At 70.0% G+C, this 17,853-nt stretch carries 10 protein-coding genes and 1 pseudogene; 5 read left to right on the forward strand and 6 right to left on the reverse strand.

Annotated features, from left to right (window positions below):
* Positions 1 to 3: 3 nt before the first annotated feature.
* The 4 genes and pseudogenes from ACFYQQ_RS16665 to ssd form a co-directional block, all read right to left on the reverse strand.
* Complete coding sequence (locus ACFYQQ_RS16665; protein WP_355779550.1) at positions 4 to 2,433, reverse strand: site-specific integrase; 2,430 nt, start codon at positions 2,431 to 2,433, stop codon at positions 4 to 6.
* The gene (locus tag ACFYQQ_RS16670) at positions 2,430 to 3,587 is read right to left on the reverse strand and encodes a site-specific integrase (protein ID WP_355779553.1); all 1,158 of its coding nucleotides are present in this window, start codon (positions 3,585 to 3,587) and stop codon (positions 2,430 to 2,432) included. The genes ACFYQQ_RS16665 and ACFYQQ_RS16670 overlap by 4 nt, the downstream gene beginning before the upstream one ends.
* 194 nt (positions 3,588 to 3,781) lie before the next feature.
* A pseudogene (locus ACFYQQ_RS16675) lies at positions 3,782 to 4,759 on the reverse strand (TadA family conjugal transfer-associated ATPase); the annotation flags it as partial.
* Positions 4,760 to 4,908: 149 nt separating this feature from the next.
* Positions 4,909 to 6,003 carry a septum site-determining protein Ssd gene (gene ssd / locus ACFYQQ_RS16680; RefSeq protein WP_355779556.1) on the reverse strand — a complete coding sequence of 365 codons (1,095 nt, stop codon included), beginning with the start codon at positions 6,001 to 6,003 and terminating at the stop codon, positions 4,909 to 4,911.
* A 572-nt stretch (positions 6,004 to 6,575) separates the two neighbouring features.
* Here ssd and ACFYQQ_RS16685 point away from each other — a divergent pair.
* Positions 6,576 to 7,409 carry an HAD family hydrolase gene (locus tag ACFYQQ_RS16685; protein WP_355779558.1) on the forward strand — a complete coding sequence of 278 codons (834 nt, stop codon included), beginning with the start codon at positions 6,576 to 6,578 and terminating at the stop codon, positions 7,407 to 7,409.
* A 420-nt stretch (positions 7,410 to 7,829) separates the two neighbouring features.
* Here ACFYQQ_RS16685 and ACFYQQ_RS16690 read toward each other — a convergent pair whose 3' ends face one another.
* Complete coding sequence (locus tag ACFYQQ_RS16690; protein ID WP_355779561.1) at positions 7,830 to 8,654, reverse strand: oxidoreductase; 825 nt, start codon at positions 8,652 to 8,654, stop codon at positions 7,830 to 7,832.
* 100 nt (positions 8,655 to 8,754) lie between these two features.
* Between ACFYQQ_RS16690 and ACFYQQ_RS16695 the strand changes: the two genes are divergently transcribed.
* Complete coding sequence (locus tag ACFYQQ_RS16695; protein WP_355779564.1) at positions 8,755 to 9,756, forward strand: ATP-binding protein; 1,002 nt, start codon at positions 8,755 to 8,757, stop codon at positions 9,754 to 9,756.
* A gap of 3 nt (positions 9,757 to 9,759) precedes the next feature.
* Here ACFYQQ_RS16695 and ACFYQQ_RS16700 read toward each other — a convergent pair whose 3' ends face one another.
* Positions 9,760 to 11,031 (reverse strand): hypothetical protein, encoded by a 1,272-nt coding sequence (locus ACFYQQ_RS16700; protein WP_355779567.1) that lies wholly within the window; start codon positions 11,029 to 11,031, stop codon positions 9,760 to 9,762.
* Positions 11,032 to 11,370: 339 nt separating this feature from the next.
* Between ACFYQQ_RS16700 and ACFYQQ_RS16705 the strand changes: the two genes are divergently transcribed.
* The 3 genes from ACFYQQ_RS16705 to nhaA all read left to right on the forward strand — a co-directional run bounded on the left by ACFYQQ_RS16705 (position 11,371) and on the right by nhaA (position 17,838).
* Positions 11,371 to 13,770, forward strand: a complete 2,400-nt coding sequence (locus ACFYQQ_RS16705; RefSeq protein WP_355779570.1) for a bifunctional SulP family inorganic anion transporter/carbonic anhydrase — start codon at positions 11,371 to 11,373, stop codon at positions 13,768 to 13,770.
* Between the two features lie 403 nt (positions 13,771 to 14,173).
* Positions 14,174 to 16,174 (forward strand): acetate--CoA ligase, encoded by a 2,001-nt coding sequence (gene acs / locus ACFYQQ_RS16710; RefSeq protein WP_355779574.1) that lies wholly within the window; start codon positions 14,174 to 14,176, stop codon positions 16,172 to 16,174.
* 212 nt (positions 16,175 to 16,386) lie between these two features.
* Positions 16,387 to 17,838, forward strand: a complete 1,452-nt coding sequence (gene nhaA / locus ACFYQQ_RS16715; protein WP_356163801.1) for a Na+/H+ antiporter NhaA — start codon at positions 16,387 to 16,389, stop codon at positions 17,836 to 17,838.
* Positions 17,839 to 17,853: the final 15 nt, after the last annotated feature.

Consider the following 17,853-nt stretch of genomic DNA (forward strand, 5'->3'; position numbering starts at 1 on the left):
TTCCTAGTTCGCACGAATAGCGATCTGGCTGAAGCTGGGGACTCCTAGGAAGACGGGTGAATCCTTCTTCTCTTGTCGAGCATCTAGTTGGGCGATCTTCTCCTCTGCGGCATCCCTGCTGACCGACAGCCCTTCAACCTCGCCCAACCATCCCTCATGTTCCGCTTCGGCGATCCGAGCGTCGAGATTTTCGCGGATTTCGACGAGTCGGCCTCGTTCGTTGGGGTCCACGATGAGGACGGGGCACCTGACGCAAGCATGCTCGTGGACGCAGTCGGTCCCGTAGGCACGTCCGCAGTCGCCGAGGGCGAGCTTCCGGCGTTCGAAGTGCCCGAGGAATTCCTGCCACTCTTCAGGCGTGACGGCCCGATACTCTTCAGCTGGTCGAAGCGCCCGCCTGCGGGCGATGAACGCGCGGTGAGACTCGATGGCGTCCTTTGGATAGATCGCGGCGTAGCCCATGGTGGTGTTGATGTTCTTGTGGCCTGCGATGACCTGCGCGATGTGGGGTGGGAGGCCGTTGAGGATGGCGTCCGTGATGAAGATTCTGCGGAAGTCGTGCGGCTGGAATTTGAGCGGTTTGCCCGAGCCGTCGGTAAGTCCCGAAGCGGCGAGGGTGTCGTCCAGTGCCCTGCGGATGAAGTTGAACGTCATGCGTCGGCGTTCGTATCCCGACTGGTATTGAAACAGCAGGGGCAAGGGTTCGTTCCAGACCCGTTCGTGACCGTCGTAGGAGGGAATCGCCGGCACGGTCCCGTCCTGGCTGCGGACCCTGGAGACGACCGCGCTGAGCACGTCGGCGAGCTCTGGGGTGACCAGCAGGAGACGTTCCCGGTCTGTTTTGGAAGGGGCGATCTGGAGTAGGGGAACGATCTCCTCGGTAGTGGGGAGCTTGTAGCTGATGATGCTGTGGTGGCCCAGTTCCAGGAGCTCCTCGATCCGCACCCCGGTGTACCGAAGGATTTCGATGGCCGCCCAAGCGAAGAAAGCGTTGCGCTCCTCGGCGGCCAGGTCACGAACTTGCTGTGAAGCGTCGCGGATTCGGGTCGGGCGTCCGTCGGCTCGCGAAGTCTGGGATGGGACAGTGAACGCCTCGCCTAGCACGGTGAAGGTCGAGCCGAGCGGGGCGGCGTCCGCGGCGTCGAGGCGAGCCCTTGCCTCGCTTAGACGGCGGCTGGCAACACGCACCAGCGCGGGCAGGACGGGCAGGCGTTCGCGTGTCCGCTGGTCGGATTCGGACTTTTGCCGCTTCTCATTCTTCTTGTCCGAGCACTCCGTCTCTCTGATCGGGCAGGGTGCCGCCCACACTCCCCAGCGTTCGGGCTCCTCCAAGGCCCACTGCGCGATGTCGAGGTAGAAGGCCCGGACCAGGGACTTGATGTTGGTGACGTTGTGCCGGGGCTCAGTGACCTCGACGGATGTGCCGTCGGGCTGTCGTCTGCGCACCGTCTTCATGGCGAGGCGCTTCTTCCAGTCCGCGCTCACCTCGGCGGGTAGATGCAGGGAGTCGATGCCAGGGTGGTGGTGTTCGAGATCGGCCCAGAAGTTCTTCGCGAGTGCCGCTGAGAGGCCTTTGAGGGTGTTGTAGTCGAGAGCGGGTCTGCGCTCGTCGAGGTAGGCGACCAGGAGGTCGCGGACGGGGCGGCATTTCAGCTGATAGCGGTCCACTAGCGAGGCCGAGCTCGCCTGGCCCGCCCGGGTCGTGATGTTCCTGAGGGTCGGTGGGGCATCGGCAGGGAATTGCCGGAGGTCCCGGAGCCAGCCATAGGCGAGACGGACAGCATGTGTGCGTCGAGACTCGGTCGATTGGAGCCTGGCGAGGAAGTCGCCGACCGTAATGTCTCGAACCCGGCCGCCGTAAACGACGATGAACTCGGCGATCACCTTTAGCCCCTCGGACCCATAGCGAGTGCCGAGAAGGCCAGGCGGGACGACTGCCTCCACCTTTGCAAACCCCTCGGGATCACGAGTGGCCTGGATGGCCGGACGCAGGAACCGGGACGGTTTCGCGATCGTCCACGGCCAGTCGGGGCGAATCACATCCGCGCAGATCAAGGCCAGCAGCGCGGCATGCATTGTGGCCCCGGACGGCTTCCTGCCCGCCCCTTGGGCCCACTGCTGAATCTGCTCAAGCCAGCTCTCCACCGCCCCTGCGGCAGGGCTGGCCTGCCAACGCTCCTGCCAGGTCTCGCCAGGGAAGGTCTCAAGCCACGGGAGAAGAACCGTCACCCCAGCCATGCGGGCGCCTTGGGACTGCGTCGGCGACTTCAGCGGAGGATGCCGGAGCCGACTGATGATCTGCTCCCGTGTCTCCCGTGTGGCTGGCCAGGACGTCGGCCGTGAACGGGCGGGGAAGCGCTCCATCAGCATGTCGACCTCGGTGCCAGCCAAAGACCGCCCCATCGGTGGAGCCGCGTTACTCAGCAGCGTCACGGAGTCCCTCCAAACAGGATCGACAGGGACTCGGGGTTGTAGGCAGGTGCAGTCGGTGCCGGTGGTGGGTTGCTTTTGCGCAACTCCCGGCGGGCCTGGTGCGCGAGCCCTGCCGCGATGACGTCGTCTCTGCTGGGACGGTTGTAGATCTCGAGTGTCGACAGGTACTTGTGGCCGAGGATGTGCTGCACGTAGGCAGGCGGCATGTCCGGGTCGTCCAGCATCAAGAACGTGGCCGTGTGCCGGAGATCGTGGAGTGTCCAGTTCGAGCCCAGCAGTTCATTAGCGCGAACAAACATGGCGCGGGCCGCGTGGTAGTTCAGCGGTCGCCAGGGCCGCCGCAGCGTCCACCACAACGACTGGTGACGCCCTCGCGGGACGCCCTTCCGCCAGGCCTCCTCCTGGTAGAGCCGCAACCATACGAAAGCGTCCCGGGTAGCCGGTAGGTGCTGGTAGTCACGCGTGCCTTTCCGGATGACCCCGATCACCTGTTCGCCAGGGATTGCGTCACATTGTGTGGAGGTGAGGAGCTCGCTCGCTCGGGCGCCGGTGGCGATCCAGAAAGCCAGCAGAGCGCGGTCTCGGTGCGAGCGCAGGCCGGCGAAGACCTCGGTGTACTTGTCATCGGGAATGCGACGGGGGATCCGCTCGGGGACCTTTGGCCGGTAACGGCCCGTCCGCTCGTGCTTGAACTCCTCCATCGGATTGTGGTGTGCGTGCGGCCGGCCACGACGGCGGGAGCGGTCTAGAGGGAAGGGATTGACCAGAAGTGAACCGGTATTGATGTCGAGGTGGAAGTCGTAGAACGCCCGCAGCACGGTCTCGCAGTGGGCCCGGGTGCTGGCGGCGTACTTCGTCCCGATGGTCGGCTTTCCTGTGATCGGGTTTGGTGTCCCCGGCGCAGGCTTGTCCGAGGCGATTCGCGGAGCTGGCACTCTGCCGTCTACGGCCGTTGCCCGGTGACGCCAGTGCCTTCGTACCGGCTTGTCGGCCAGCTGCATCCACAGCATGAAGTCACGAGCGTCCTCGCGCTCAGCTCGGTCCCACTCCAGGCCCAGAGCCCACAGGAACCTCCACCATCGCAGGAGATCATGCCCGTACGACCGCAGCGTGGTCGCGGGGCTGTCCGCAGCCAAGAGGTCCTTCAAATACACCGCGACAGGCTGGATCCCGGTGCCGGAGGCATCCAGCAGCCGGTACGGCTCCCAAGGATCTCTAGTCTCCTCCAGCCGACCTAACTCCGGCACGACAAGACGTCTCAGGTCTCTCTCAGGACCCACCCCTCGCTCCATGCCCGGACGCTAGCAGAAACCCATCTGACCTGCGCAAATACAGAAACTAGTTCAGTCAACACACCGCACCCGCCTTCATGCCCCGTGTTCAACGCGGCCAGCAGGGACACCACTTCGGGGCCCCGCACTTCTCCGACGACCAGCCGGTCCGGTCGCATGCGCAGCGCCTGCCGCACCAGATCCGGCAACTCGACCTGGCCCACGCCCTCCTGGTTCGCGGGCCGCCCTTCGAGACGGACCACGTGCGGATGGTCGGGCCGCAGTTCGGCCGAGTCCTCGGCGAGCACGATCCGCTCACCGGGGCCGACCAGCCCCAGCAGGGCACTGAGCAGCGTCGTCTTGCCCGTCCCCGTCCCCCCGCTGATCAGGAACGACAACCGGGCGTCCAGCAGGGCCCGGAGCACCCGGTCGCCGCCGGGTGGGACCGTCCCCGCCGCCACCAGCTCGTCGAGCGTGAAGGCACGCGGGCGGACGACCCGCAGCGAGAGGCAGGTGGAGCCGACGGCGACCGGTGGCAGGACCGCGTGCAGCCGGGTGCCGTCGGGCAGCCGGGCGTCCACCCAGGGACGGGCGTCGTCGAGCCGTCGGCCGGCCACCGCCGCCAGTCGCTGGGCGAGGCGCCGTACCGCCGCCGCGTCCCGGAAGGAGACGGTCGTCAGCTCCAGGCCCCCGCCACGATCGACCCACACCCGGTCCGGCGCCGAGACGAGGACGTCGGTCACCGACGGGTCCGCGAGCAGCGGATCCAGGGGGCCGCTGCCGACCAGTTCGGAGCGCAACTCGTGTGCGGCGCCCAGTACTTCCGTGTCTCCGAGGACCTGCCCCTGTGCGCGCAGCGCCTGGGCCACCCGCGCGGGTGTCGGCTCGCCCCCGCTCTCGGCGAGCCACTGCCGCACGCCGTCCAGCAGCCGCGCTGACCCGCCCGCGCCCGCGCCACCACCGGGACCCGCCGCCACGTACGCGCCCGCCCCACCACCGGGACCGGTATCGACTCCCGTGCCCCTCCCCCGGCCGATGGTCGGGCCCGCGCTCATGCCCGGCATCCCTCCGGAACCGGCACTCGCCGCCCCTCCGACTCCCGGTCCCACGCCCGAGCCGTCCGCGACCCCGCGCACCCGGTGCCCCGTACCGGAGACCCCGTACGCCCCGAGCCGCTTACGCTCGCCGATCCTCTGAGGCCGGCTCATACGGCACCCCTTTCGGCCGGCACGCGCTCCCAGAAGGCCGTGCAGAAGCGGGCGAGCGGGCCTCGTGCGGCGCCACCCGGCGGTACGCCGCCGTCCGGACGGGGGTGCTCGGCGGGGACCTCGCCGACCAGGGGAAGTCCCAGCAGGCGGGCCACCTCGCGGTCGTCCAGTCCGGGTGCGTACGGCCCGCGCACCGCGACGCGCAGGTCGCGCAGCACCATGCCGACCGCCGACGCCACCCGTCCGGCCGACGCGATCGCGCGCAGCTCGGCGGGGACGACCAGTACTCCCAGGTCCAGTTGGGCGAGTGCCTCCGCGGCGCCCTCGTCGATCCTTCGCGGCAGGTCGACGACGACCGCGCCGCCGCGCCGCCTGGCCGCGGCGAGGACGGCCCGGACCGCCGGGGGCGGGACGGTCACCGCGTCGCCGCGGTCCCAGCTGAGGACCCGCAGGGCGTGCAGCTCGGGCAGCGACTCCTCCAGGGCTCCGCCGCCGACCCGGCCGCGGGAGGCGGCGAAGGCCGGCCAGCGCAGGCCCTCGGCCGTCTCTCCGCCGAGGAGCACGTCCAGTCCGCCGCCCAGCGGGTCGGCGTCGACCAGCAGCGTGCGCCGTCCTTGCCGCGCGGAGGTGACCGCGAGGGCGCAGGCCAGTGTGGAAGCCCCGGCACCGCCCCGGCCGCCGATCACGCCGACGGTGAGCGCGGGCCTGCCGACGCCCTCGGCCACGTCGGCGATGCGGTCGACCAGCCACCGCTCCCCGTCCGGAAGCATCAGGACGTGGTCGGCGCCGATCTCCACGGCCCGCTGCCAGACCCCGGAATCGTCCTGATCCCGCCCGACCAGCACCACGCCCCTTCTGCGGGCGGCTCCGCGCACCCGGGCCGCCGCGTCGTCCCCGACGAGGACAAGCGGAGCCGCTTCCCATCCGCCGCCGCGCTCCGGTACCCCCGGGTGGACTTCGGGCCGGGCGCCCGCCGCCGCGCACAGGCGCAGCAGGTCGTCCAGCAGTTCGACGTCCTCCGTGACGATCAACGGTCCGCCCTGCCGCCCCTCGGCGGTGGGCGGCCGGCCGTGGGTGATGGCTCCGGCCACGATCTCCAGCCCCCTTCGATGCTGCCTCGGCGGGGCGTGGAACGGCCCCGCGATTCCTTCATGTGTGAAGAGCCGGCAACCGGCCTCCATATGAACGGCCGATACGAACCGGCCAAAACGCGTCCGACAAACGGAACCGGCCATGAACTCGCCGCGAGTGGTCGCGCTGGAATCACGGTGCAACGAACACGGAAATCTTGTGGATCTTGGTGGATAACTGTGGACAACTCAGAGGCTGTGAATATCGCCGTCACTCTCATAGGTGACCTCTGTACGACTTCCGCAGAGCAGTGGTACGACTACGCGCAGTAACGGATCATGGGCACGCGTCGACAGGCCCGAGAAGTGGGCCCGGATGCGGACAGACTGCGAACGTAAAGGGAGAAACCCACCCGGACATGCGACGACCCCCGCCGGGGGGGAGAGCGGGGGTCGTCCCCACGGCCGACTCGGGGGGGGAGGAGTCGGGCCGGGTTAGCACGGTCGCGAACGATCCGTGACTTCCATGGTGTACCCGAGAGCCCTCTCAGGCAAACCCACGCGCCCCACACTACGCCGAATGGTGGGCGCCTATGCTCTGCCTCGTGGAAAACCACTCCTTGCCCCGTACAGCTGCCTTCTTTGACCTGGACAAGACGGTCATTGCGAAGTCGAGCACCCTCACGTTCAGCAAGTCGTTCTACCAAGGCGGGCTGATCAACCGAAGGGCCGCCCTGCGCACCGCCTATGCCCAGTTCGTGTTCCTGGCGGGCGGCGCCGACCACGACCAGATGGAGCGGATGCGGAAGTACCTGTCCGCCATGTGCCGCGGCTGGAACGTCCAGCAGGTCAAGGAGATCGTCGCCGAGACACTGCACGGGCTGATCGACCCGATCATCTACGACGAGGCCGCGTCCCTCATCGAGGAGCACCACACGGCGGGGCGCGACGTCGTCATCGTGTCCACGTCGGGCGCGGAGGTGGTCGAGCCGATCGGCGAACTGCTCGGTGCCGACCGCGTGGTGGCGACCCGCATGGTCGTGGGCGACGACGGCTGCTTCACCGGCGAGGTGGAGTACTACGCGTACGGCCCCACCAAGGCGGAGGCGATCAAGGAGCTGGCCGCGTCCGAGGGGTACGACCTGTCCCGCTGCTACGCCTACAGCGACTCGGCGACCGACCTGCCGATGCTCGGCTCCGTCGGCCACCCCCACGCGGTGAACCCGGACCGCACGCTGCGGCGCGAGGCGGTCGCCCGGGGCTGGCCGATCCTGGACTTCCACCGTCCGGTCCGGCTGAAGAAGCGCCTGCCGGCCCTGTCGGTGCCGCCGCGCCCGGCGCTCGTCGCCATGGCCGCGATCGGCGGCGCCGCGGCCACGGCGGGGCTGGTCTGGTACGCGAGCCGGCGCCGGACGCCCGCCGTGTGACGGCGGCGACCAGCAGGCGACGAGGTACGGGAGTTGCGGCTCGCGAAACGCCGCCCCATTCACACCGCTTTAGGGCTAAAAGTAAAGAAGTACGGCCAGGGGTTCCGCTTCCTCCGAACCTGGAGTACAAAGAAGTTAACGGCCCGCGAGACCAAGGACATCCGAGAGGATCACCTTAGAACGCACCAAGGCCCCACGGACCGAGCATGGACACCAGGCACCCACGCGACGTCGACCCGTCGATTACGGGCCAGCCGCACCAGGTGACGGGCAAGAGTTCCCGACCTGATGGGCAACACTCGAGGACGCTTGGTAACCCGGTGAACATGCCAGCGGCGGTACGAGAACTCGTACCGCCGCAACCCTGTCCGGGTAGTTTTCCGCCCTCCCAGGGAGGGCGTTTTTCATGTGCCGCGACTCCTAGGCCGCGCCGCGCTGCAGCGCCTCGCACACCGCGGTGGACTCGCGGGCGCCGAGTTCGACCGCCTTGCCGCAGTGCGCGATCCAGGCCGCCATGCCCTCCGGGGTGCCGGATGCGTAGCCGTCGAGGGCCGCCACATAGGCGGCCCGGCCCAGTTCGCCGTGGCCGACCTCGGCCGGGCACACGGATTTCGGGTCCAGGCCGCTGTTGATCAGGACGATGCGTTCCGCTGCCCGCGCCACCAGGCCGTTGTGCGAGCCGAACGGCCGCAGGGCCAGCAGCTCGCCGTGGACGACGGCCGCCGTCACCAGGGCGGGCGCCGAGCCTCCGGCGATGACCAGCCGGGAGAGTCCTTCGAGGCGGCCCGCGACCTCGTTCGCGTCCGGCAGCGGCAGCTCGACCAGCGGCTCGTCGACCGGCTCGCCGTCCTTGCGGGGCCGCCCCACCTCGTCGGCGTTGTCGGCGGCGGCCACCAGGTGCAGCCGGGCCAGCACCCGCAGGGGCGACTGGCGCCAGATGGAGAGGAGCTGGCCCGCCTCGGCCGTCAGCCGCAGGGCCGAGCCGACGGTGCGGGCCTCGCCGTCCCCGCTGAAGTCGGTACGCCGCCGCACCTCCTCGAGGGCCCAGTCGGCTCCGGAGAGCGCCGCGGAACCGCGCGCGGCGCGCAGTGCCGCCTCGGACGTGATCTCGTTGCTGCGGCGTCGCATGATCCGGTGTCCGTAGACCCGGTCCACGGCCTTGCGCACGGACTCCACGGACTCGGCCACTCCGGGCAGCGAGCCAAGGGCCGCGAGCGGATCTGCGGTCGCGCCTGTCGTACTCATGAGTACGACCCTACGCACCCCGGCCGCCCTCCCCACGAAGGAGTGGTCTTCTTCACGTCCACGCGCGCGTGGGACCCCTCTCCGCACTATCTTCCTGAACATGAAAATTGCTTTCGTTGGGAAGGGTGGCAGCGGCAAGACCACGTTGTCCTCCCTCTTCGTCCGCCACCTGGCGGCCGCCGGCGCCCCCGTCGTCGCCGTGGACGCCGACATCAACCAGCACCTCGGGGCCGCGCTCGGGCTCGACGAGGACGTGGCGGCGGGCCTGCCCGCGCTGGGCGCGCACCTGCCGCTGATCAAGGACTGGCTGCGCGGCTCCAACCCTCGGATCGGCTCCTCCGAGGTGATGATCAAGACGACGCCGCCCGGGGAGGGCTCCCGGCTGCTGCGGGTGCGCGAGGACAACCCGGTGTACGACGCCTGCGCGCGGCCGGTGGAACTCGACGGCGGCACGGTCCGTTTGATGGTCACCGGCCCCTTCACCGAAGCCGACCTCGGGGTCGCGTGCTACCACTCCAAGACGGGCGCGGTCGAGCTGTGCCTGAACCACCTGGTCGACGGCCGCGACGAGTACGTGGTGGTCGACATGACGGCGGGCTCGGACTCCTTCGCCTCCGGCATGTTCACCCGCTTCGACATGACGTTCCTCGTCGCCGAGCCGACCCGTAAGGGGGTCTCCGTCTACCGCCAGTACAAGGAGTACGCCCGCGACTACGGCGTCACCCTGAAGGTCGTCGGCAACAAGGTGCAGGGCCCGGACGACGTCGACTTCCTCCGCGCCGAGGTCGGCGACGACCTCCTGGTCGCCGTCGGGCACTCCGACTGGGTGCGGGCCATGGAGAAGGGCCGGCCGCCCCGGTTCAAGCTCCTGGAGGACGTCAACCAGCGCGCGCTGCGCACCCTGCGGACCGCCGCGGACGCCACGTACGAGCTCCGTGACCCGGAGCGCTACACGCGCCAGATGGTGCACTTCCATCTGAAGAACGCCGGCTCCTGGGGCAACGCGAAGACCGGGACGGACCTGGCGGCGCAGGTCGATCCCGGCTTCGTCCTGAGTGAGGACGCGGTGGCGGCCGTTCCGGCCCTCGACGCGACCGTGTAGCCGTTACGGCTGGAAGGCGGGGGCCCCGGGGACTCCCTTGGGAGCCGGGGCCGGGCTGCCCGAGAGGTACGAGGCCCAGCTCTCCTTCGGGGCCTCGCCGACCTTGAGGCCGCGCAGCTTCTCCAGCGTCGCCGGGTCCTGCGCGTCGAGCCAGTCGGCCAGCTGCCGGAAGGACACGCAGCGCACCTCGGACCTGGTGCACACGCCCTCGATGACCTGGTCCAGGGCGCGCATGTACGTGCCGCCGTTCCAGGACTCGAAGTGGTTGCCGATCACAAGGGGGGCGCGGTTGCCGTTGTAGGCGCGCTCGAAGCCCTGGAGCAGCCCGTCACGCATCTGGTCGCCCCAGTACTCCTGCTTGGCGGGGTCGCCCTGGGTCGTGGTGCCCGACTGGTTCACCATGAAGTTGTAGTCCATGGTGAGCGTCTCGAAGCCACGGCCCGGGACCGGGACGAGCTGCATCGACAGGTCCCACAGCCCCTCCTTCTTCTTCGGCCAGACCTGGTCGTTGACGCCGCTGGTGTCGTAGCGGAAGCCCAGCTGGCGGGCGGCGCGCATGAAGTTCTTCTGCCCCTCCAGGCAGGGGGTGCGGGCGCCGATGAGCTCCTTGTCGTAGTCGAAGGGCAGCGGGGCGGCCTTCATCAGACCGGTGTTGGTCTTCCACGACTTCACGAACGACTTCGCCTGGGCGATCTCGCTCTTCCACTCCTTGACCGACCACTCGCCGACCCCGCCTCCGCTGCCGCAGAAGTGGCCGTTGAAGTGGGTCCCGATCTCGTTGCCCTCCAGCCACGCCTGGCGCAGCTGCTTCACGGTCTCCTTGATGCCCCGCTCGTCGTTGAACCCGATGTCGGAGCGGCCCGGCGAGTGCTGCGGGGGCCTGTAGAGGTCGGCCTTGTCCTCCGGCAGCATGTACACGCCGCTCAGGAAGTACGTCATCGTCGCGTTGTTGTCCTTGGCGACCTCGCGGAAGTGCGAGAACAGCTTCTGGCTGTCCTCCCCGGCGCCGTCCCAGGAGAAGACCACGAACTGCGGGGGCTTCTGGCCGGGCTTCAGCCGCTCGGGTCTGGGCAGGTGCGGCTGCGCTCCGGTGTACGCGGTCGAGCCGTCGCCGATCAGGCGGAACGCCTTCTTGGGCGCCGGGGCCGCGGCGGGCTTCCTGGCACCGTGCGCGCCTTCCTCGGAACCGGTGGTGCCGGTGGCGCAGCCGGCGAGTGCCGTGGCGCAGGCCGCGGCGAGCGCGACACCCGCGGCGATCCTCTGGGTGGTGGCCATCTTCCGCCCACCTTCTTCCTTCAGTCAGGGCAACGCTGCTCAGGGCGTTCTCGGGGTGACGTGCAGGGGCGTGCCGTCAGCGCCGTCAAGGTCGCACGGACTTCCGGGGAGATTTGTATGACAAGCCGATGAAAATCAGCATTCACTCGCGTGAGTGATTTACTGCCCCATTTGCCGGTATCGCCCACACGTGCCCTTTACTTAGCATTACGATCCATTTACCGAGCGTTGAATCATCCCGCCGCTGCACGCCGTGACCCACGGCCGCGACCCGCCCCCCGCCACCGAGCGGGGGACCACCTGTTCCGCGACCGCGCTGCCCCGGAGGAGACGGGAAACATGTCTGCCTGCGTCCCCACCCGCGCCGCCGACCCGACTCGGCCCGCGCACCCCCACCAGTCCCACAGCCCCCCGCCGACCCCGCCCCGCCGGTTCCGTATCGCCGGCGCCGACGTGTCGGCCTCCATCGCGGTCTTCCTGATCGCCCTCCCCCTGTCCCTGGGCATCGCCCTCGCCACCGACGCGCCGCTCCAGGCGGGACTCGTCGCCGCGGCAGTCGGCGGGCTCGTCGCCGGACGGTTCGGCGGCTCCCCGCTCCAGGTGAGCGGCCCGGCCGCCGGCCTCACGGTGGTCACCGCCGAGCTCATCCACCGCTACGGATGGCGTACGACCTGCGCCATCACCGTCCTCGCGGGCGTGGCCCAACTGGCCCTCGGCTGCCTGCGCGTGGCACGCACCGCGCTCGCCGTCAGCCCCGCCGTCGTCCACGGCATGCTCGCCGGCATCGGCCTGACCATCGCCGTCGCGCAGCTGCACATCGTGCTCGGCGGCACCCCGCAGAGCTCGGTCCCGGCCAACCTGATCGCGCTGCCCGCGCAGTTGGCTCAGCTGCAGCCCGCGGCCGTGTCGGTGAGTGCCCTGACGCTGGTTCTGCTGCTGGCCTGGCCCCGGCTGCCCGGGCGGGTCGGGAGCGCCCTGCGCAAAGTCCCCGCCGCGCTCGTCGCCGTCGCCGGGGCCACCGTCACCGCCTCACTCGCCGGGCTGCGCCTGCCCATGGTCGACCTGCCGTCCTGGAGCAGCCACGCGCTGGCCGGGATGCCCGAGGGTCCGGTCCTCGGTCTCGCCGCCGCCGTCCTCACCGTGACCCTGGTGTGCAGCGTGCAGTCGCTGCTGGGCGCCGTCGCCGTGGACAAGCTGGTGGCCGGGCGAGGGGACGGGCACGCCCACGTCGGCCGGTCGGACCTCGACCGTGAACTGCTCGGACAAGGCGCCGCCAACGTGGTGTCCGGAGCACTCGGCGGACTGCCGGTCGCCGGAGTCGCCGTACGCAGTTCGGCCAATGTCAACGCCGGTGCCGTCAGCCGGAACTCCACGATGCTGCACGGCGTTCTCGTAGTGATCGCCGCGTTGCTGCTCGTCCCGTTCCTGGAGCTGATCCCGCTCGCCTCGCTCGCCGCCCTGGTGATGGCCGTCGGCGTCCAGATGGTGTCCCTGCACCACATCCGCACGGTCACGCGCCACCGCGAAGTGCTGGTGTACGTCTTCACCACGCTCGGCGTCGTGGGCTTCGGCGTCCTGGAAGGCGTGGCGATCGGAGTCGCCGTGGCCGTCGGTGTCGCCCTGCACCGCCTCGCCCGCACCCGGATCACGCACGAGGAGAGGGAGGGCGTCCATCACGTCGGTGTGCGCGGGCAGTTGACGTTCCTCGCCGTGCCGCGGCTCAGCCGAACCCTGCATCTGGTGCCCCGCGGCTCCTCGGTCGTCGTGGAGCTGGACGGCTCCTTCATGGACCACGCGGCCTACGAGTCGCTCCACGACTGGCAGAACACGCATCTCGCCCAGGGCGGCAAGGTCGAGATCGCCGGGCGGCGGCCCGGGACCCGGATCGCCGAGCCCACGGACGGCTCCCACTGCCGGTGCCGTCCCTGGACCCCTTGGCGCAACCACCACTGCGAGCCCGGCACGAGCCCGCAGGCCATGGCGGCCGACGGGCACCCGGACAGCCCGGGAGACACGGGCGCGGCGGCCGGCTCCCCTCGTCGCAGCCAGCACCAACTGGCCCGTGGCATCAGCGCGTTCCAGCGCAACACCGCGCCCCTGATGCGCAGTGAGCTGGCCCGCCTCGCGCGGGAGGGACAGCGGCCGTCGCAGCTCTTCCTGACCTGCGCCGACTCACGGCTCGTCACGTCGATGATCACGTCCAGCGGCCCCGGCGACCTCTTCGTCGTGCGCAACGTGGGCAACCTCGTGCCCCCGCCCGGCGAGGAGAGCGGGGACGATTCGGTGGCGGCCGCCATCGAGTACGCGGTGGACGTGCTGAAGGTGCGGTCCATCACGGTGTGCGGGCACTCCGGGTGCGGCGCCATGCAGGCCCTGTTGAACTCCGAACCGGGCGGGGCGCAGACGCCCCTGAAGCGCTGGCTGCGGCACGGAACGCCCAGCCTGGAGCGGATGGCCACGGCCGAGCGGCCCTGGCCCCGGCTCGCCGGCCGGGCCCCGGCGGACGCGGTGGAGCAGCTCTGCCTGACCAACGTGGTGCAGCAGTTGGAGCATCTGCGGGCGCACGAGTCCGTGCGCCGCGCCCTGGAGGCGGGAGCGCTGGAGCTGCACGGGATGTACTTCCACGTGGGCGAGGCGCAGTCGTACCTGCTGACCGGTGCGGACGCCGGTTCGGGCTCCGACGGGACCGAACTGTTCGACCACGTCGACGCCCCGGAGGACCTGCGCAGTCCCGCGTGACCTCGGCGCGGGGTGCAGCCGCCTGGACCGACCCGGCCGCACCCCGCTCGCCACAGCCTCGCCTCGACGCTCGTACGGGCGTGACCTCGACCCCGTACGGACCCGACCCCGTAGGGGCCCAATCCCCGTACGGCCAAGGCGTCCGCGCCCCGGCCTCCCCTTCGCCCTCTCCGCGACGACACCCCTTCCCTGAGCACCGCCCGGTCGGCGCCGTCGCGTCGGTGCCACCGGGCGAGATCGACCGGGGTTCTCCGCGGCGCCGTCGGCCCGGTGCGGCCGGCGCGGCGCAGACTGAACCCGGCCGCCCGTCCGTCCGTGCCCCTGAGTGACCCCACAGCACCTGAATAGGTCTAAACCAATTTGGGATCGGCCCTTGTCATCGGGCCCCCCGGTCTGATGAGCTGTGGCCTGGGACACAACGGACACCCTGGGAAAGGGAGATGTCGTGAGCAACGAAAGCCTGGCCAACCTGCTGAAGGAAGAGCGCAGGTTCGCGCCGCCCGCCGACCTGGCCGCGAACGCCAATGTCACCGCGGAGGCGTATGAGCAGGCCAAGGCTGACAGGCTCGGCTTCTGGGCCGAGCAGGCCCGTCGGCTGACCTGGGCCACCGAGCCCACCGAGACCCTCGACTGGTCGAACCCGCCGTTCGCCAAGTGGTTCAAGGACGGCAAGCTCAACGTCGCGTACAACTGCGTGGACCGCCACGTGGAGGCAGGTCACGGCGACCGGGTCGCCATCCACTTCGAGGGCGAGCCGGGTGACAGCCGCGCGATCACCTACGCCGAGCTCAAGGACGAGGTGTCCAAGGCGGCCAACGCGCTGACCGAACTGGGCGTCCGAAAGGGCGACCGGGTCGCCGTCTACCTGCCGATGATCCCCGAGGCGGTCGTCGCGATGCTCGCGTGCGCCCGTATCGGCGCCGCGCACTCGGTCGTCTTCGGCGGGTTCTCCGCGGACGCGATCGCGGCCCGGATCGCGGACGCCGACGCCAAACTCGTCATCACCGCGGACGGCGGCTACCGGCGCGGCAAGCCCTCCGCCCTGAAGCCGGCCGTGGACGACGCCGTCGGCCGCACCGACGCCGTCGAGAAGGTCCTGGTCGTGCGCCGCACCGGCCAGGACGTCGCCTGGACCGAGGGCCGGGACGTCTGGTGGCACGAGATCACCGCCGAGCAGTCCACCGAGCACACCCCCGAGGCCTTCGACGCCGAGCACCCGCTGTTCATCCTGTACACGTCGGGGACGACGGGTAAGCCCAAGGGCATCCTGCACACGTCCGGCGGCTACCTCACCCAGGCGTCGTACACCCACCACGCCGTCTTCGACCTCAAGCCGGAGACCGACGTCTACTGGTGCACGGCCGACATCGGCTGGGTCACCGGGCACTCCTATATCACCTACGGGCCGCTCTCCAACGGCGCGACGCAGGTCATGTACGAGGGCACTCCGGACACCCCGCACCAGGGCCGCTTCTGGGAGATCGTCCAGAAGTACGGGGTGACGATCCTCTACACGGCGCCGACCGCGATCCGCACGTTCATGAAGTGGGGCGACGACATCCCCGCGAAGTTCGACCTGTCCTCGCTGCGTGTCCTCGGTTCCGTCGGCGAGCCGATCAACCCCGAGGCGTGGATCTGGTACCGCAAGCACATCGGCGGCGACCGCACCCCGATCGTGGACACCTGGTGGCAGACCGAGACCGGCGCGATGATGATCGCGCCGCTGCCCGGGGTCACCGAGACCAAGCCGGGCTCCGCCCAGCGCGCCCTGCCGGGCATCTCCGCGACCGTCGTCGACGACGAGGCCAACGAGGTCCCGAACGGCGGCGGCGGTTATCTGGTCCTCACCGAGCCGTGGCCGTCGATGCTGCGCACCATCTGGGGCGACGACCAGCGCTTCCTCGACACGTACTGGTCGCGCTTCGAGGGCAGGTACTTCGCCGGGGACGGCGCGAAGAAGGACGACGACGGCGACATCTGGCTGCTCGGCCGGGTCGACGACGTGATGCTGGTGTCCGGGCACAACATCTCGACCACCGAGGTCGAGTCGGCGCTCGTCTCGCACCCCTCGGTCGCCGAGGCCGCCGTCGTCGGCGCCGCGGACGAGACCACCGGCCAGGCCATCGTCGCGTTCGTCATCCTGCGCGGGACGGCGTCCGCCGAGGACGAGGGACTCGTCGCCGGCCTGCGCAACCACGTGGGCACCGCGCTCGGCCCGATCGCCAAGCCGAAGCGGATCCTGCCGGTCGCGGAGCTGCCCAAGACCCGCTCCGGCAAGATCATGCGCCGGCTCCTGCGCGACGTCGCCGAGAACCGCGAGCTCGGTGACGTCACCACGCTCACCGACTCGACGGTGATGGACCTCATCCAGCAGAAGCTCCCTGCGGCGCCGAGCGAGGACTGAGTCCGGGCCCGAGGGCCGCGGGACACGGGAAGGGCAACCGGCAGCGCGCGCCGGTTGCCCTTTTTGTCATTATTGTGACGATCACCGGATCCGTCCCGCGGCACCTTAGGTAAGCTAAAGAACACGTCAACATCGTGATACGTGGACCTAGGTGCGCCGGGAAGTCTGGTCGGCATGTGCTCTGCCCTGCCTACCGACCGGAGGTCTCCCCCGTGACCGCGCCCAGCACCGCCACCCGCAAGTTCCTCGGCCGCCTCTCCCTGCCCGAGCGGAACTTCGTCGCGAACGCGCTGCGCGCCGAGACCGTCGGCGGCGTCCTGTTGCTCGTCGCCGCGATCGCCGCGCTGGTCTGGGCGAACGTACCCGCGCTCCAGGACAGCTACGAGAGCGTCCGCGACTTCCACCTCGGGCCCTCCGCCCTGGGGCTCGACCTGTCCGTCGAACACTGGGCGGCCGACGGCCTGCTCGCCGTCTTCTTCTTCGTCGCCGGCATCGAACTCAAGCGCGAGCTCGTCGCGGGCGACCTGCGGGACCCGAAAGCCGCGCTGCTGCCCGTCGTCGCCGCGATCTGCGGCATGGCCGTACCGGCGCTCGTCTACACCCTGGTCAACGTCACCGGCGGCGGCTCCCTCCAGGGCTGGGCGGTGCCGACCGCGACCGACATCGCCTTCGCGCTGGCCGTCCTCGCCGTCATCGGCACGTCCCTGCCGTCCGCCCTGCGAGCCTTCCTGCTGACGCTCGCCGTCGTCGACGACCTGTTCGCCATCCTGATCATCGCGGTCTTCTTCACCGACCGGCTGAACTTCGCGGCGCTCGGCGGCGCCGTCGCCGCCCTCGCCGTCTTCTGGCTGCTGCTGCGCAAGGGCGTACGCGGCTGGTACGTGTACGTCCCGCTGGCCCTCGTCGTGTGGGGCCTGATGTACAACAGCGGCATCCACGCCACCATCGCCGGTGTCGCCATGGGCCTGATGCTGCGCTGCCACCGGCGCGAGGACGGACCGGGCGGAAAGCCCGAGGAGCAGTCCCCCGGCGAGCGTGTCGAACACCTGGTGCGCCCGCTGTCGGCAGGGCTCGCCGTCCCGCTGTTCGCCCTGTTCAGCGCCGGTGTCGCGATCTCCGGGGGCGCGCTGGGCGACGTCTTCACCCGGCCCGAGACGCTCGGCGTGATCCTCGGCCTCGTCGTCGGCAAGGCGGTCGGCATCTTCGGCGGGACCTGGCTGACGGCCCGCTTCACCCGGGCCTCCCTGAGCGAGGACCTGGCCTGGCCGGACGTCTTCGCGGTCTCCTCCCTCGCCGGCATCGGCTTCACCGTCTCGCTGCTCATCGACGAACTGGCCTTCAAGGGCCACCCGGTGCTGGCCGACGAGGTCAAGGCGGCCGTCCTCTTCGGCTCGCTCATCGCGGCCGTACTCGCCTCCGTCCTGCTGAAGCTGCGGAATGCCAAGTACCGCGGGCTGTGCGAGGAGGAGGACCGCGACGAGGACCAGGACGGCATCCCCGACATCTACGAACTGGACAACCCGGAGTACCACTTGCGCATGGCCGCCATCCACGAGGGGAAGGCAGCCGAGCACCGCAGGCTGGCCGCGGAGATGGAGGCCGAGCGACGCGCGCTTGCCGAAGTGACGGGCGGGGCAGGCGAGGAGAACGCCGGTCCGGCATGATCTGACAGGACCGCA

The sequence above is a fragment of the Streptomyces sp. NPDC005496 genome, assembly GCF_042872045.1.
Lineage (GTDB): Bacteria > Actinomycetota > Actinomycetes > Streptomycetales > Streptomycetaceae > Streptomyces.

Bases quoted from the DNA above. Each gene is read 5' to 3' on its own strand.
- ACFYQQ_RS16700 (WP_355779567.1), bottom strand. From the start codon at position 11,031: ATGGCCACCACCCAGAGGATCGCCGCGGGTGTCGCGCTCGCCGCGGCC.
- ACFYQQ_RS16705 (WP_355779570.1), top strand. From the start codon at position 11,371: ATGTCTGCCTGCGTCCCCACCCGCGCCGCCGACCCGACTCGGCCCGCG.
- ACFYQQ_RS16695 (WP_355779564.1), top strand. From the start codon at position 8,755: ATGAAAATTGCTTTCGTTGGGAAGGGTGGCAGCGGCAAGACCACGTTG.
- ACFYQQ_RS16685 (WP_355779558.1), top strand. From the start codon at position 6,576: ATGCTCTGCCTCGTGGAAAACCACTCCTTGCCCCGTACAGCTGCCTTC.
- ACFYQQ_RS16690 (WP_355779561.1), bottom strand. From the start codon at position 8,654: ATGAGTACGACAGGCGCGACCGCAGATCCGCTCGCGGCCCTTGGCTCG.